We start from the raw sequence: 15,774 nt of genomic DNA on the forward strand, positions 1-15,774 counted from the left end.
TGATTTTGCTAGTTTTACGACATATAAATACAAGCCAAAATTGGCTTGTAGAATAAGGAGTATGCATGAGCGTATCGGAAATTAGACCGATTGCCATTGAGGATGAACTTAAAAGCTCATATCTCGATTATGCGATGAGCGTGATTGTGTCACGTGCATTGCCCGATGTACGAGATGGTTTGAAACCTGTTCATCGTCGTGTGCTTTTCGCAATGCACGAATTAGGCAATGACTATAACAAAGCTTATAAAAAGTCTGCACGTGTAGTCGGTGACGTCATCGGTAAATATCACCCGCATGGTGACTCTGCCGTATATGAAACGATTGTACGAATGGCGCAAGATTTCAGCTTGCGTTACCAGTTGGTAGATGGCCAGGGTAACTTCGGTTCGGTCGATGGCGACAGCGCAGCAGCAATGCGTTATACCGAAGTGCGTATGCGTAAACTGACCCACGAACTGTTAGCGGATCTTGAAAAAGATACCGTAGAGTGGGAAGACAACTACGATGGCTCTGAGCGTATTCCTCAGGTCATGCCAACCCGTGTTCCGAACTTGTTGATTAACGGTGTGACCGGTATTGCAGTCGGTATGGCGACCAATATGGCGCCGCATAACATGACTGAAGTGGTGAATGCATGTCTGGCCTATGCCAATGATCCCCAGATCAGTATTGAAGGGTTGATGGAACATATTTCTGGTCCGGATTTCCCGACAGGCGGCATCATTTACGGTAAATCAGGTATCGTCGATGCATACCGTACCGGTAAGGGCCGTTTGCATATCCGTGGGAAGTACCATTTCGAAGAAGACCCGAAGAATGGCCGCACCACGATTGTCTTCACTGAAATTCCGTATCAGGTCAATAAAGCAAAAACCATTGAGCGTATTGCTGAACTGGTCAAAGAGAAAAAGCTCGAAGGCATTTCAGAGCTTCGTGACGAGTCTGACAAAGACGGTATGCGTATCGCGATTGACCTGAAGCGCGGTGAAAACGCCGAAGTGATCGTGAACAACCTGTTCCAGAACACGCAACTTGAAAACTCTTTCAGCATCAACATGGTCTGTCTGGACAATGGCCAGCCGAAGCTGATGAACCTGAAAGACATCATTGCGGCATTTATCCGTCACCGTCAGGAAGTGGTCACCCGTCGTACCATGTACGAATTACGCAAAGCGCGTGAACGTGGTCATATCTTGGAAGGTTTGACAGTTGCACTTGCCAATATCGATCAGATTATTGAAACCATCAAAACATCTGCAAACCCGGCTGAGGCGCGTGAGCGTTTACAAGCGGGCGAGTGGGCAGCAGGTGGTGTAGCAGCTTTACTTGAAAAAGCCGGTGCTGTTTCTGTACGTCCTGACGAAATTGAAGGCGAAGATCCTAGCCGTCCATTCGGTATTGATGGCGATGTATATCGCTTATCGCCGACGCAAGTTAACGCGATTATGGAACTGCGTCTACATCGCTTGACTGGCCTTGAGCAAGATAAACTTCAAGCTGAATATTCTGAAATTCTTGCGCAGATTGCTGAATACACGGCTATCTTGAATGACTTCAACTTATTGATGAACGTGATTCGTGAAGAGCTGGCCTTGATTCTGCAGCAGTATGGCGATGCTCGTAAAACGTCAATTGTCGAGTCACGTATCGATTTCTCTCGTGAAGATCTGATTCCTGAAGAGCAAATGGTGCTGACGGTTTCAAAAACAGGTTATGCAAAAACTCAACCATTGTCTGATTATGCCGCACAGCGTCGTGGTGGGCGTGGCAAGTCTGCAACCAGCATGAAAGAAGATGATTACATCCAGCATATGGTGGTCACTTCGAATCATGCAACCGTGCTTTGCTTTACCAATGTGGGTAAGGTTTACCGTCTGAAAGTCTACGAAGTGCCACAAGCCTCACGTGGTGCCAAAGGCCGTCCAATGGTGAACTTGTTGCCACTAGACGAAAACGAAACGATTACAGCCATCTTGCCTGTGATTGATGCACCGAAGAAATTCAAGGAACGTCTGGCTGACTTCAAGGCATTTGTAAAAGCAAATGCAGCACAATTGCAAAGTAATGAAGTGATCAACAGTCATTTTGCTGCGCTTGAAGCTGCATTGGCTGAATCTGAAGATGGTGCAGATGATATTTATGATGCACTTCGTGCGCAGCTGAAAGAGTTAGGACAAGCACTTTCAACAACTGAGCTTGATGATGACATCATCAATGAGTTTGTACAGCAGGTGGAAGCTGTACGTAAGAACTTCTATGTGTTTATGGCAACCGAATACGGTACGATTAAACGTGTAGAGCTTGAACAGTTCTCGAATGTTCGTTCAAACGGTTTACGTGCGATTGAACTTAATGGTGATGACACCCTGATTGGTGTGGCGATTACTGATGGCGAACAGCAAATCATGTTGTTCTCAAACGAAGGTAAAGCCATTCGCTTCGCAGAAACGGACGTGCGTTCAATGGGTCGTTCGGCCAAAGGTGTACGTGGTATGCGCGTGACCATTGGTGCAGCAGCACAGCTTGAAGATCAGGACGATAATGACATTGATTCTGATGATGAAGATGGTTCAGATTCAGCAATTGTCAGCCGTATTGTGTCACTGGTAGTTGTGCCTGAAACAGGTGAAGTGCTGTGTGCTTCTGAACATGGTTATGGTAAACGTACCCCAGTAGATGACTTCCCAACCAAAAAACGTGGCGGTAAAGGTGTTATTGCACTAAAAACTTCTGAGCGTAATGGTCAGTTAGTCGGTGCAGTGGCAATTGATGCGACTAAAGAATTGATGCTGATCTCTAATGGCGGTACGCTGGTTCGTACACGTGCATCAGAGGTTGCGCAAACAGGTCGTAATGCACAAGGTGTTCGTCTGATCCGTTTAGGTAATGACGAATTGCTGGTCGGTGTAGTTTCTATTGAAGCTGTTGAAGAAGACGAGTTTGTTGAAGCGATTGAAGGTGAAGACGTTTTAGTGGCAGAAACAAATTTAGTGACTGAAGCTGAACAGCTTGAAAAAGACGGTGAAAATTCAGTAGAAAAATAATTTTCCTACTGATAAAAAGGGCGCTTCGGCGTCCTTTTTTATAAACCTTGACGAGATAGAGGTAAGCGATGAAAATCAAGTTAATGTTGTTAGCAGTAGCGCTGGCATTGAGTGGCTGTAATTCAATGGAAAATATTCCAAATCCGAGTCCTGAGCAGGAAAAGGCGGCACAGCTGGCTTATGAGGATTTACGTGACGGGAAGTATGATGAGTTTCTGGATCAACTCGAACCACAATTACAGGCTTATTTTAAGGACAATGAAAAGTTGATGAAACGCTTTTCACGTTCAATTCCTCAAGGTGAATACAAGTCTAAAACCTTAATGACCAAGCAGATTGAAGAAGCGACCAATCAGCCGAGCCAGTATAAGGTCAGCTATGAAATTGCTTATCCGAATAATCTGGTTCAGTATGATGTGAGTTTTGACAAGCCGAATGGCAGCGCCAAGATCCGTAATTTTAATATTCAAGTGTTTGGCGAATCCAATCCTTAAATCTGAACAGGCCTTAATGGTGATGCCGGTCAGTTTTTAGGAAGCTGAATCAGGCGTTGATAGCCCAGCAAGAAACACAAGCTACCGAATACTCCAAGATAAATTAGTTTTGATACCACTAGTGCGGTAGGAACTCCCATCTGGTTAAGCTGAATGAACATCTGCACAATTTGGGTAGAGGGCAGGATTTCGGCCAGGATTTGCATCCAGACTGGCATAGAAGAGTGGGGCCATGCGATACCCGAGAGTAAGAACAGAGGAATTGAAGTAAATACAATCACATGGCCTGCCCGTTCTGGCATATCCAGAAAGCTGGCGAGCAACCAGGTCATACCAATAATACAGTAGATAAATACTGGAACGGCAATGAGCATGCCGATAAAATTACCGCCACGCGGATAATCAAATAACCAGAATGTAAAACCGAATAAATAAAGACAGCCCAGACAACCGATCGTAAAGATTGCCAGACAGATCCCGATAAAAGCATTGCGGTTTAACTCTACTTTTCTTTCCCGGTACATCAAAATCAGCATGCTCAAACCTAATAAAATAGTTTGATGAATAATTAAGGGGGCAACTGCAGGAAATACATAACTGCCATAACCAGACAAAGTATTAAACAGGGGAATCTGATGTACGGAGAGTGCAGGAGAAAACTCCGATATATGTTCAAATTGTGCAATGTAGTCAGATAGGGTTTGCTCAACTGAAGCAGCCAGGCCCAGACCAATCTGTTTGGTCGCCAAAAAGTTTGCAGCATTTAAATAGAGACCAATTCCTCCAGATTCACCGTGGAGCACAGCTTCAGATAAATTGCCCGGCAGCAGTAAAATTCCGTCTGCCTGTTCAGATTCGACCCATTGCTTGGCTTCCGCGAAATTGCCTGTAATTGCTTTGACATTGACATTTGGGCTTTCCTGCACTTTTTGGATGATCCGCGTGCTTAAATTGCTTTGCTCTTCGTCGACAATAATAATGGGCAAGGATTCTGCTGTCTGAGCCTTATATGCAGTAGGATAAAAAAAACTGTAAAACAGTACAGAAAGAATCAGGGTGGTAAGAATACTTTCGTGCGAAACAATATCTTTAAAGCTGTGCAGATAATAAGACCAGCAGGATTTCATTGGACTATTCCTTTAGCAACTCTTTTTAAAAAAAGATAGGCTAGCAGGGCAAAGATCACGACAAACATGAGCAGGATAAATAAGGGCTGTAGTGAAATATTAACGGGACTACCCATCACCCACTGTTCGGTCTGTAACCTGGCATAGGAAGTATAGGGAATAATGTGAGCCCAGAAATGGGTAAATAAGGGTGCATTATTTAAGGGAAGGGTTACCCCTGCAAAACTTAAAGATGAGCCACCATATACCGCAATTAAACCGAACGATTTGGTTAAATCCTTGGTCACTAGTACGATAACACTACTCAAGAACGCATAGGCACTATAAAACAGCAACTGCGCCAATAAAATCAGACCAAGAGAGCCAGCTATAAACCAGCCGCGGATCTGAATCAGCCAGAACATCCATATCCAGGTCCATATGCTAAAAATAGCTACATAAACCAGATTTTTCGATAGTAAAGCCATCCAGAGTGACTGATGGCTAATCCAGTCTTGTAAGGTTCGCCGTTTGAGTTCCTGACCCACTGAAAATGCCACGCAACAACAGAGCAGTAAATGTAGAACTGCCGGAATGACAAAAGGTTCTAAATAAAATTCATAGTCAAGATCTGGATTATACAGCGGGGATAGTTTGATCTGGGGGATGGGGAAGTCGAGATAAGGCAGCCGATTTTCCAGATAATGCTTTCCTAAAAAATCAGCTATGGCTTCAATGGTGCTGATCAGCATGGCAGATGAAATAGTATTACCAATACTAAAATAACTCTGATTATAAACAATACTGATGCCCGCATCCTGAGCACGAACCAGACGTTGCTCGGCACCCTGCGGAATATGAATATAGCCCCAAATTTTATTTTTATTTAGCAGAAGTTCAGCTTCTTCAGTTTGTCCAGTGACAAGATCTACTTTAAGTGTCTGATTGACTGAAATATAGGTATTAATATTCTGGCTGAGTGCACTTTGGTCCTGATCAATAATTGCAATAGGTAAATGCTCAGGTTTACCCTGTAGAAACATGCTACTGAATATAATAATGACGAAGGCAGGCGCAAGCGTGACTAGGCAGAGATCCCATTTTTCCCGGAGCAGATAGCGCAGTTCGCGCCCTATCCCCCTCCACATCAGGAACCCTCTTTTAATTTAAACAAGACGCTCATGCCAACTTTAAGTCCAGGTATGGCAGGTACAGGCACAAGATGGACTTTAAAACTTCTGATATCGTATCCACCAGTCTGACGTGTCGTTTTAATGGTCGCAAATTCACCTTCGGCACTGATATTCTGGATTCGGAATTCAGATTTCTTATCCAAGGCTGGAATATAACCTTCAATTGTGGTCATGTGCTGGAATGGTGCATACTGGTCTTCGCGAATATTCAGACTCACACGCATATCATCTTTAATCAGGCTCACCACAGGGACCGCAGTTGCTACCAGCTCCGAGACTTCGCCATAGATTTTGGATACAGTTCCATCGATTGGAGCAAGCAGTTTTGTTTCTGCGACCAGTGAATTGGCTTCTTCCAGTGCAGCCCGGGCAATTTCAACCTGTGCATCCGCAGAGGTTTTCTGTTGCGGAGTGCTGCCCCGGTTAGCGCGTAGATACTGTTGATAGGCTGCTTCGGTCATTTGAGCAGCAGACTGACTGGCAGCATAAAGTTCATCACGCCGTTGACGGGAAATGACGCCTTCTTTAAACAGATTCTCACCACGTTGAAAGGAGACTTTGGCTAAATTCTGTTGGGCTTTCAACGCTTGCCAGTTGGCATACAGGCTGGCGATATTCTCCTCTTGAGAACCCCGATCAACAGTCGACTGTAAGGCCAATGCAGATTGCAGGGCAGCAGCAGCCTGCTGTTTTTTGGTTTCCACTTCCGGGCTATATAAGCGGACAAGAATCTGACCTTTCTTGACCTGCTGGCCTTCCTTTACATAAATTTCTTCAATCCGGCTAGGTACCTTGGTGGCGACCTGTATCGTTTCCGCTTCTACCTGTCCCTGTAATTCAAGTGTCGTCGGGTGATAGCTTTTCCATAGACCAAAGGCAATGATGGCCAGTAAAACAGGTATTGCCGCCAGTAACAGATATTTTATGGGTTTAGAAAGTCCAGAGGATGGTTCATGCTCTGCAGAAGTTGCAGCATTTTTTTCTTCTACCGATTCGGACTCAAGCTGTGAGGTGGAAGGGCTACTTTTATTGTTTGAGGAGACTGAGCCATTCACAGGATCATCTGGTTTTTGATCTTCGTTCATGTCTGTCTCCATTAGCGAATATAGTGGGTATTAGTTTGCTGGATATAATTAGAAAACTCGTTAATCGAGCCATAACTTTGTAAAAGGGTGGCGAGGGACATGACATATTTATAGGCATTCAAGGCAGTTTCTGCTTTTAATCCACTCAATATATTCTGTGCATCAATGACCTGTGTCGCCGTACCCATATCTTCTTTAAAGGATAATTGCTGGATACGTAGATTTTCCTGGGCCGCCTTTATATTTTTTGCCAAAAGCGTATCGCTCTGCTGCGCACTCACTGCTTCACTATAGGATTTGTAAATCAGGTTTTCAATTTCTTGCTGAGTACGTGCAGTGAGCAGTTCAGCAGCATAACGTTTAAGTTCAGCAGCCTGAATGTTTTTGTTTTTATCAATCCCGGAAAACAGGTTATAACGGGCAGCCACTCCTACAATCCAGTTTTCGTTACGATCCAGACTGTATTCTCCAAAAGCAAAGACACTCGGTTTTTTTGCCGCTTCCTGAATTTTTACATTGGTTTGTGCCAATTGAGTATCTAACCGCATTTTTTGAATCAATGGCGAGTTTTGGCTGAAAGTCTTCAGCAAATGATTTAAGTCCTCAGATTCGGTCTTATTCACAAATAAAGGAGTGGTCAGTTCAGTCAGGTTGCCTTGCTGAAGCAGGTTATTCAGCTGAAATAGACTCGCATTTAGATTGGCCTGAGTATTTTGCTGGGCACGTTCGGCATCATTGCGTGCCACTTCAAACTGCATGCGCTGGCCTTTGCTGATAAAGCCCTGCTGTTGCATTTTTAAGGCATTCTGATAATGCTGCTGCATGGCATTCAGGTTGAATACAGCCGCTGCATGAAGCTGTTTTTGAAGTTGAACATTAAAATAACTCTGAATGAGTTCAAAACGCTGTATATCTTGCTGTTCTTTGTTGTTTAGCGCACTACGGTTCGCCTGAATGTTGGCAACTTCCTTGGTATTGGCAGTCAGGCCTCCTGTATAAATAGGCATGATGACTGACACTGTAGGGCGAATGACCTGATCTTCAAGGACTACATTGGAGGTGTCCGGAATCAGGCCGACGCCGCTATGAATAGCATTGTTGACTCCTTCCTGAAGAGGGCCGGTAATGTCAGGAGGAAGTACGTTCCCAAGATTATCTTCCCACTGGTTGATCTGCCCCGTGACACCTTGGGACAGTACATTTTCCAGATTGTTTTTAAACTGCTTCAGGGGAATATCTACTTCACTGTGGAAAGCATAGGCACGAACATTGAGATCGACACGAGGCAATCCCAAACCTTTGCTGGCTTCAGCTTCAAGTTGCGAGGCCTGTTCCAGACTTTGATAGGCCTGACTACTATAAGAAGACTGTAATAATTGTTTTTCGGCTTCTTGAAAACTCAAGGCTTGGGCATATAAATTCAGACTCGTACACAACAGTCCTGAAAATAATCCGCACCCCAAAAATAATCTGCTTATATCGTTTATCGTATTCATGAAAGCAAGTTGCCAATTTGAATAAAGTGAAATTTATTTACTGACATTATAAATCAGTGCCTTATAGCTCAGTCAGTGGCATGGTTGTAATATTGTTTATTTTACAGTTGTCTAGGAAAAGTGCAGGTTAGTAGGACCTGAATTAATGTGTTGCTAAACTTTTTAAAATTACCATGATTGATATAAAACGCTCATTACTACTATTTGGCCAGTTTTGCTGAGTTACAGGTTTAACATGCGCAATAGCCAATCTGAAACGATGAACGAAATGATCCATTTTTATCTCACTCATGATTTTCTAATTATTGTGGTTTTATCATAATAGTTTTATTTTTAAACTCAAACATTTAATTAAAATATGCATCATCAGCAGGATTATTCTTATAAATGGTCAACTTATCTTATGAATCTACATTGTTTTTTTGACTGTAATTACAGTTTTGTATTGAAATAATTTTGTGCAAGACCCTGCCAGATATGGTTAAATGCCATCATTTGATTGTGTTTCACTCTGAAAGGAAAAATCATGCGCGCGTACAACTTCTGTGCTGGTCCTGCTGCATTACCGACTGCCGTACTTGAAAAAGCTCAAGCTGAAATGCTCGACTGGCATGGCAAAGGTCTTTCGATCATGGAAATGAGCCACCGTAGTGCAGACTATGTTGCTGTTGCTGAAAAAGCGGAAGCAGACCTACGTAAACTCATGAATATTCCTGAGAACTACAAAGTATTGTTCTTGCAGGGTGGTGCATCACTACAATTCTCGGCAATTCCATTAAACTTGCTCGGCAAAAATAACAAGGCAGACTATATCGATACTGGTATCTGGTCTGAAAAAGCCTTGAAAGAAGCGCAACGTTATGGCGATATCAATGTTGTAAAAGCCGGTATTAAAATTGAGGGCAAACATGCCATCAGTGCACAAAGTGAATGGAACCTGTCTGCAGATGCTGCCTATGTGCACTATGCGGATAACGAAACCATTGGCGGTTTGCAATTCGCATCTATTCCCGAAACAGACAAGCCTCTAGTTTGCGACTATTCATCTAGCATTTTATCTGCACCATTAGACGTATCTAAATTTGGTGTGATTTATGCAGGTGCACAAAAGAATATCGGGCCTGCCGGCTTAACACTTGTGATCATTCGCGAAGATTTACTTGATCAGGCCAAACCTGAAATTCCAAGCATCCTGAGATATGCAGATCAGGCAAAAAACGGTTCAATGGTGAATACACCATCAACCTATGCATGGTACTTATCGGGGCTGGTATTCGAGTGGCTGCTGGACAATGGCGGTGTAGAAGCCATCCACAAAGTGAACCTTGAAAAAGCTAACTTACTTTATGGTTACATTGATCAAAGTGATTTCTATGCTAATCCAATCGCAAAAGCGAACCGTTCGATCATGAACGTGCCATTTACCTTGGCCAATGCAGAGCTAGAGAAACAGTTCCTGAAAGAAGCCGAAGCACAGCATTTATTGAATCTTGCCGGTCACCGTTCAGTAGGTGGTATGCGTGCCAGTATTTATAACGCTGTTCCACTTGAAGGCGTACAGGCACTGGTGAATTTTATGGATGACTTTGCCAAACGCAATGGTTGATCCATGAAACGGAAAAACCCAGCATATGCTGGGTTTTTTATGAATTGAATTACTTTAGAAAATAAAAGTATGCAGGATGAATCCGCAGATGATCATCCCCAACATGAAAAAAAGGCACGACATCATATCAATATTGTAGCGAGAGCTAAGATGATGCTCGGCCTGTTGTAATGTTTCTTCTTGCACGATTTTCATAGATATTTATTGTCCGATCTATTTATCGTTAATACTATTTGTTGTGAGTATTTTTATCATAAAAAATTGATTAAATAAAGTACATTCTTGATTAAAGGTCATAAAGTTTCAATTTTTTTAAAATGTCAGATTTGCACGACAATAAATTATATTGATGATAAATCAATTGCTTATTTTTACGGAATTTTAAAGGTTATTTAAAGATTTAAAATAAGTTATTTGAATTTAAAAATGTGGATAACCGGATTTTTAATCAGTTTAAATACCAGACAGATAAACGAGTAAATCTGTATAAAAAATAGTCATAAATTAAAGTGACAAATAAAAATATAAATAGATTAAAAGAAGATACGCATCTAAATGAGTATCTCCCTTGTAGGCTGAATTCAGGTTGCTTTGCTGTAGATACTGGCCTGGATCCATAAGTTGCCACGGATATACTGGCCAATTTCAAAATTCTTATACTCTGCGTTGCGTGTTGCAATGCGGATCAGGGTTGCAGGCTGGCCTTCGTCATGAATCAGGGTGACATCATATAGGGTATAGTCCTGATCCATAAACTGCATGCTAGTTTTACCGACGATATTGCCTTGGAACCAGGCTTCATCTTCCTGTCCCAGGGTTTCGCCATAGAGATAGGCCACCATTTTAGAAAAATCTACAGTGACAGATTCTTTATCTTCTTCTGATTGCGGCTGCCAGGCATCAATCTGTTCCTGCAAATTATCAGGGGCTATGCCATTATTGCCAGCCAGAATAGCATTCAAGGCGCGGTGATGTTTGATTGAAGCTGGATCATCAACCACCAGATGCTCATGATCTGAGACTGTTTCAAGTTCATAGGCCCAGGCGTTCAGATTTACCACATAGAGCTGATCTTTTTCATAACAGAGATGATTAACGCTATACAGGTTATCGAAAGCATAAATAATGTTGTTAGCACCCAGATTCAAGCGTAATACAGCTTGAGTATTGGATTTACAGCTAATAATCCGGTCAATCGTGGCTTTCACCTGATAAGGGCTATCAAAACAGGGGAATGCAGTTTTTACGGCTTGAGGTTTATTATTTTCAACGGCAATCACTTGACTTAATTGTACTGGTGCTTTGCTCGGTCCCTGGATCAGCCAGGTCTCTGTATCCATATCACATTCTTGTGTACAAAGGCCCATCGGCATGATTGGTTCATCAAGAGCTTTGCCTAACCACTGTGGTACATCTGTGCCAGGATTGTCGGTGAGCAAGGTCCAGTGTTCGACATGACTACCGAAATTTTGATCATCAATGGTGATGATCTCTGGGCTATTCTGATTTTTCATATGCACAATTGATCTTGGATGATATATCTGTAGTTAATCGAGGGTCATTGCAATTTTTCAAGTCAATTGAATGAATTTTAAAATTAAAATAAGCATCTGGTGAATTCAAGCTTTTCCCATATGAATTACAATAGTTTTACCAATCATATACTTATTTAAAATATACAAGCCAGATCTCAGGAAAATGAAGTGATTTAATCATCAACCTGATCCTTCCAATTTGCTAGAATAACCATGATTTATACTTTAATGGAAAGCCCTGTGTTGCCATTTAAACTTTGGGTCGATGCCGATGCACTGCCCCGTATTCTGCGAGATGTAATTATTCGTGCTTCGGATCGCTATCAGCTTGAAGTCACTTTTGTGGCTAACCAGCCGGTAGGTATTACCCCTTCGGTGAGGATTAATTCGATTCAGGTGATGAGCGGAGCAGATGCTGCAGATAAGGAAATTATTTCGCGCATGAAAAAGCATGATATCGTCATGACCCAAGATATTCCCTTGGCTGCAGAAGTGATTGAAAAAGGCGGAATTGCGATTCATCCCCGGGGGGAAATTTATACCACCGACAATGTCAAAGCGCGTTTACATCTGCGTGATTTTATGGACAGCTTGCGCGGCGCTGGCGTGCAGACTGGCGGTCCGCCACCGATTTCAGAACGGGATAAACGCGAATTTTCCAGCGCACTCGATCAGACCATCCAAAAACAAAAACGCAAAACTTCTGCACTTTAAGCCTTATTCAGAGTGACTCACATGCCCACACAAACCAATATGATTGCCACCTATCTTCTATTGGTTTTTATCTGGGCAACGACGCCACTTGCGATTGTCTGGAGTGTGACAGACCTGCATCCGCTCTGGGCCTTGGCATTACGCTTTTTTCTGGCTTTGCCTTTTGCATTTGCTCTATTGTGGCTGTTTAAAACCCGTTTTCCCTTAGATAAATTATCCATGCACAGTTATCTGGCTGGTGCATGCAGTTTTATCGGATCACAGATTTTCACTTATCTTGCAACCGACTATTTGAGTTCAGGTATTATCGCCTTGATGTTCGGTCTGGCACCAATCATGACCGGATTAATTGGCCGCTTTGTGTTTCAGCTCAAGCTGTATGCTTCACAGTGGAGTGGTATGGCGATTGCCTTGCTGGGCCTGGGGATTATCTGTGTCGGCGGGAAGGATCAGCATATTCAGCCGATCGGGATTGGCCTGATGTTGCTCAGTGTTTTTATTTACTGTGCTTCTATGTTCTGGGTGAAAAAAGTCAATGCCCCTTTAGAGCCTATGGCGCAGGCTGCCGGCTCTATTGCGGTTTCAGCGGGCATGGCCTGTGCCATGTTGCCATTTATCTGGCAATTTGCACCGACCCAGATTCCGCAGGCTAAGTCGCTGATTGGACTTGGTTATGCTGTCATCATGGCTTCCTTAATTGCTATGTTCTGCTATTTTAAGCTGGTACAGAAAATCAAGGCGACGACTTTGTCATTGACCACCGTGTTGACGCCGATGCTGGCATTAGTTGTCGGCGTGATTTTAAATAGCGAGAAATTATCGGGTGGAGCGGCCTTGGGTATAGTCATCTTACTGGCTGGTTTGTTGCTATATTTTTCCAGAGAAATTAAAGCGAGCTATAATGCTCGCCTTACATCGTCTCATCGTACTGACTAAAGTAACTGACCTGATGATTTAAGCGAGGTGAGCTTTGACGCATTCGCCCAGCTTGACGCGGTCTTGCGGATGCATGGTAATAAAATAAGCACCGATCCGATATTTGCCATTTTCTTCTTCACGACTGTAAACCACCTGGGCAGTGGCAGCAATATGGAAGAAATTTTCCGGATGGCTTAAAGTCACATGCAGATAGGTGCCTTCAGCGATAGGGCGGTCATTAAAAAAGCTAAAACCGGTTTCCGAAAAATTCACCTGTTCTGGCACAGGTAACATGCTTTGTACAATTGCGTCATACAAAGACCCGGTAATAAGGTTTAATTTTTGATTAAATAAGGATAAGATTCGAGCAATTTGTTGATCTTTTTCAGATAATTGTTCTAATTCGTAGTTAACCGCATGATCAAATTGATCTAGTTCTGCAAGTAGTAGAAAATAGCGGGGCAAGACGAAATTAGGATCGTAAGGATCATTCAAGGCAACATCATCGGAAATAATCTGATAATTAATTCGTAAGGCAGCATCGATTCGAGACATGACGCGTCTTTCCGCAAATCCGTTTGGATGCTGTACATTTTCCATAATTTATTACCTCGGACTAGATGGTTATGTTCAAACCAATCTCGCTGTATATAGGGTTGAAATATACTCGCGCACGGCGTAGTAACCACTTCATTTCTTTTATCGCATTGGTCTCAATGATCGGCCTCACACTCGGTGTGGCAGTTCTCATTACAGTCTTGTCTGTGATGAATGGTTTTGACCGAGAATTAAAGAATCGTGTCTTAGGAATGATTCCCCAAGCGACTGTTTCCTCAACACAAATTTTAACAAATTGGCCAGAACTTGCAAAGCAAATTGAAGGACATAAACATGTCCAGGGGGTTGCACCTTTTACCCAGTTACAAGGAATGCTGACTGCCCAAGGCCAGGTTGCCGGCATTATGGTCAGCGGGATTGAGCCCGAGTATGAGAAAAAAGTATCAATCATACAAAACCATATGGTTGAGGGCAGTATTGACAGCCTGAAAAAAGGTGAATTCGGTATTGTTTTGGGCAAGCAAATGGCTGATGCCATGGGCGTCGGTTTAAACGACAATATTACCTTGGTTCTGCCAGAAGCGACTCCTTCACCAGCCGGTGTGGTCCCGCGTTTTAAACGTTTTAAAGTGGTGGGAATTTTCAGTATCGGGGCTGAAGTTGACTCGATGATGGGTTATATCGCTTTAAATGATGCGTCAACTTTACTGCGTCTGCCGGATGGTGCGCAGGGTGTGCGTCTGAAACTGGATGATATTTTCCTGGCACCACAAGTGTCTCAGGAAATCGTACGCGATTTACCGGCGAATTTCTATGCTTCGGACTGGACTTATACCCATGGTAATCTGTTCAGCGCGATTCAGATGGAAAAAGCCATGGTCAGCCTGCTTTTATTCCTGATTGTGCTGGTAGCGGCATTTAATATTGTGTCTTCACTGGTGATGGTAGTGACGGATAAAAAATCGGACATTGCTATTTTACGGACTTTGGGTGCTTCACCTGCCACGATTACCAAAATCTTTATGGTACAAGGTACCGTGATTGGGGTGATTGGAACTTGCGCAGGAGCGATCCTCGGAATTATTGCCGCAACCAGTATTAGTAGCTTTATTGGCTGGCTCAATAATACTTTCGGTCTGAATATGTTTGATGCTTATTTTATTAACTATCTACCTTCTTATCTGCGCTGGCAGGATGTTCTGGTGATTGTTGGTTTATCACTGGCCTTAAGTTTTGTCGCAACGATTTACCCCGCTTTACGTGCAGCAAAAATTCAACCGGCAGAGGCTTTGCGTTATGAGTAATCTGATTTTAGATGCCCAGAATATTCACAAGTCCTTTACCGATGGTAAAGCCACGGTTGAGGTGATTCGTGGCTTGTCGCTACAGGTAAAAGCAGGCGAGTTTGTCTCGATTGTTGGTTCCAGTGGATCCGGGAAAAGTACCTTATTACATGTTCTGGGTGGATTGGATCGTCCGACTTCGGGTCAGGTCATGGTGAATGGTCGCCGTTTTGATACCTTGTCTGAAGCAGAACGCGGTTATGTACGAAATGAGCATTTGGGTTTTGTTTACCAGTTTCATCACCTGTTGCCAGAATTTACGGCACTGGAAAATGTGGCCATGCCACTGATGTTACGCGACAGCATAAAGTTTAAGGAAGCCAAACAGCAGGCTGAATATTTGCTGGAACGTGTTGGTCTTTCGCATCGTCTCACCCACAAGCCAGGTGAATTATCTGGAGGTGAACGTCAGCGTGTAGCCTTGGCGCGCGCAGTAGTCGGTAAACCTAAACTGATGATGGCCGATGAGCCGACCGGTAATCTGGACCGTAAGACTGCAGCAAAAATTTTTGAACTGCTGACTGAATTACAACGTGAGTTTAATATGGCGATGCTGATTGTGACGCATGATGAACAGCTGGCCCATGCTGCAGACCGGATTTTGCACATGCAAGATGGTCTATGGGTTGCATCCTAAATAACGAGAATATTCGCATTTGATTGAAGCTCACTCTGGTGG

At 43.2% G+C, this 15,774-nt stretch carries 13 protein-coding genes; 7 read left to right on the forward strand and 6 right to left on the reverse strand.

The genetic code is table 11. The features are described from left to right. The first annotated feature begins 65 nt into the window (after window positions 1-65). Window positions 66-3,047 (forward strand): DNA gyrase subunit A, encoded by a 2,982-nt coding sequence (gyrA, locus tag H9629_RS06930; protein ID WP_191730786.1) that lies wholly within the window; start codon window positions 66-68, stop codon window positions 3,045-3,047. A gap of 68 nt (window positions 3,048-3,115) precedes the next feature. Beyond that, a complete protein-coding gene (locus H9629_RS06935) occupies window positions 3,116-3,541 on the forward strand; it encodes a DUF3887 domain-containing protein (RefSeq protein WP_191730787.1) in 426 nt (141 codons plus the stop codon). A gap of 29 nt (window positions 3,542-3,570) precedes the next feature. Here the strand turns inward: H9629_RS06935 and H9629_RS06940 are convergent, their stop codons facing one another. From H9629_RS06940 to H9629_RS06955, 4 genes are read right to left on the reverse strand one after another with little or no spacing between them, the layout of a single operon-like run. Further along, the gene (locus tag H9629_RS06940; RefSeq protein WP_191730788.1) at window positions 3,571-4,668 is read right to left on the reverse strand and encodes an ABC transporter permease; all 1,098 of its coding nucleotides are present in this window, start codon (window positions 4,666-4,668) and stop codon (window positions 3,571-3,573) included. After that, window positions 4,665-5,795: an ABC transporter permease gene (locus H9629_RS06945; RefSeq protein ID WP_064102819.1), complete on the reverse strand. Its 1,131-nt coding sequence runs from the start codon at window positions 5,793-5,795 to the stop codon at window positions 4,665-4,667. The genes H9629_RS06940 and H9629_RS06945 overlap by 4 nt, the downstream gene beginning before the upstream one ends. Beyond that, window positions 5,795-6,925: an HlyD family secretion protein gene (locus H9629_RS06950; protein WP_191730789.1), complete on the reverse strand. Its 1,131-nt coding sequence runs from the start codon at window positions 6,923-6,925 to the stop codon at window positions 5,795-5,797. The genes H9629_RS06945 and H9629_RS06950 overlap by 1 nt, the downstream gene beginning before the upstream one ends. 11 nt (window positions 6,926-6,936) lie before the next feature. Further along, the gene (locus H9629_RS06955; protein WP_191730790.1) at window positions 6,937-8,421 is read right to left on the reverse strand and encodes a TolC family protein; all 1,485 of its coding nucleotides are present in this window, start codon (window positions 8,419-8,421) and stop codon (window positions 6,937-6,939) included. A gap of 526 nt (window positions 8,422-8,947) precedes the next feature. Here H9629_RS06955 and serC point away from each other — a divergent pair. Continuing rightward, window positions 8,948-10,027, forward strand: a complete 1,080-nt coding sequence (gene serC, locus H9629_RS06960) for a 3-phosphoserine/phosphohydroxythreonine transaminase (protein WP_144724610.1) — start codon at window positions 8,948-8,950, stop codon at window positions 10,025-10,027. A 581-nt stretch (window positions 10,028-10,608) separates the two neighbouring features. On the opposite strand, the gene H9629_RS06965 is transcribed toward serC, so the two are convergent. Then, window positions 10,609-11,541, reverse strand: a complete 933-nt coding sequence (locus tag H9629_RS06965) for a hypothetical protein (RefSeq protein WP_191730791.1) — start codon at window positions 11,539-11,541, stop codon at window positions 10,609-10,611. Between the two features lie 249 nt (window positions 11,542-11,790). On the opposite strand from H9629_RS06965, the gene H9629_RS06970 reads away from it, so the two are divergent. Both H9629_RS06970 and H9629_RS06975 read left to right on the forward strand, forming a co-directional pair. Further along, window positions 11,791-12,276: a YaiI/YqxD family protein gene (locus H9629_RS06970; protein WP_171254960.1), complete on the forward strand. Its 486-nt coding sequence runs from the start codon at window positions 11,791-11,793 to the stop codon at window positions 12,274-12,276. A gap of 21 nt (window positions 12,277-12,297) precedes the next feature. Further along, entirely contained in the window at window positions 12,298-13,212 is a 915-nt protein-coding gene (locus H9629_RS06975; protein ID WP_191730792.1) for a DMT family transporter, read from the forward strand. Window positions 13,213-13,230: 18 nt separating this feature from the next. Here the strand turns inward: H9629_RS06975 and H9629_RS06980 are convergent, their stop codons facing one another. Then, a complete protein-coding gene (locus tag H9629_RS06980) occupies window positions 13,231-13,794 on the reverse strand; it encodes a PilZ domain-containing protein (protein WP_064096272.1) in 564 nt (187 codons plus the stop codon). Between the two features lie 26 nt (window positions 13,795-13,820). Between H9629_RS06980 and H9629_RS06985 the strand changes: the two genes are divergently transcribed. After that, window positions 13,821-15,056, forward strand: a complete 1,236-nt coding sequence (locus tag H9629_RS06985; RefSeq protein WP_064096271.1) for a lipoprotein-releasing ABC transporter permease subunit — start codon at window positions 13,821-13,823, stop codon at window positions 15,054-15,056. Continuing rightward, a complete protein-coding gene (lolD, locus tag H9629_RS06990) occupies window positions 15,049-15,732 on the forward strand; it encodes a lipoprotein-releasing ABC transporter ATP-binding protein LolD (protein ID WP_064096270.1) in 684 nt (227 codons plus the stop codon). Before H9629_RS06985 ends, lolD begins: the two co-directional genes overlap by 8 nt. Window positions 15,733-15,774: the final 42 nt, after the last annotated feature.

Source organism: Acinetobacter pecorum (assembly GCF_014837015.1).
Lineage (GTDB): Bacteria > Pseudomonadota > Gammaproteobacteria > Pseudomonadales > Moraxellaceae > Acinetobacter > Acinetobacter pecorum.

What these genes read in the sequence shown, in the direction of transcription:
- H9629_RS06980 (WP_064096272.1), bottom strand. Translation starts at nt 13,794, where the DNA reads ATGGAAAATGTACAGCATCCAAACGGATTTGCGGAAAGACGCGTCATG.
- H9629_RS06955 (WP_191730790.1), bottom strand. Translation starts at nt 8,421, where the DNA reads ATGAATACGATAAACGATATAAGCAGATTATTTTTGGGGTGCGGATTA.
- serC (WP_144724610.1), top strand. Translation starts at nt 8,948, where the DNA reads ATGCGCGCGTACAACTTCTGTGCTGGTCCTGCTGCATTACCGACTGCC.
- lolD (WP_064096270.1), top strand. Translation starts at nt 15,049, where the DNA reads ATGAGTAATCTGATTTTAGATGCCCAGAATATTCACAAGTCCTTTACC.
- H9629_RS06950 (WP_191730789.1), bottom strand. Translation starts at nt 6,925, where the DNA reads ATGAACGAAGATCAAAAACCAGATGATCCTGTGAATGGCTCAGTCTCC.
- H9629_RS06970 (WP_171254960.1), top strand. Translation starts at nt 11,791, where the DNA reads ATGGAAAGCCCTGTGTTGCCATTTAAACTTTGGGTCGATGCCGATGCA.
- H9629_RS06935 (WP_191730787.1), top strand. Translation starts at nt 3,116, where the DNA reads ATGAAAATCAAGTTAATGTTGTTAGCAGTAGCGCTGGCATTGAGTGGC.
- H9629_RS06975 (WP_191730792.1), top strand. Translation starts at nt 12,298, where the DNA reads ATGCCCACACAAACCAATATGATTGCCACCTATCTTCTATTGGTTTTT.
- H9629_RS06940 (WP_191730788.1), bottom strand. Translation starts at nt 4,668, where the DNA reads ATGAAATCCTGCTGGTCTTATTATCTGCACAGCTTTAAAGATATTGTT.
- H9629_RS06985 (WP_064096271.1), top strand. Translation starts at nt 13,821, where the DNA reads ATGTTCAAACCAATCTCGCTGTATATAGGGTTGAAATATACTCGCGCA.
- H9629_RS06965 (WP_191730791.1), bottom strand. Translation starts at nt 11,541, where the DNA reads ATGAAAAATCAGAATAGCCCAGAGATCATCACCATTGATGATCAAAAT.
- gyrA (WP_191730786.1), top strand. Translation starts at nt 66, where the DNA reads ATGAGCGTATCGGAAATTAGACCGATTGCCATTGAGGATGAACTTAAA.
- H9629_RS06945 (WP_064102819.1), bottom strand. Translation starts at nt 5,795, where the DNA reads ATGTGGAGGGGGATAGGGCGCGAACTGCGCTATCTGCTCCGGGAAAAA.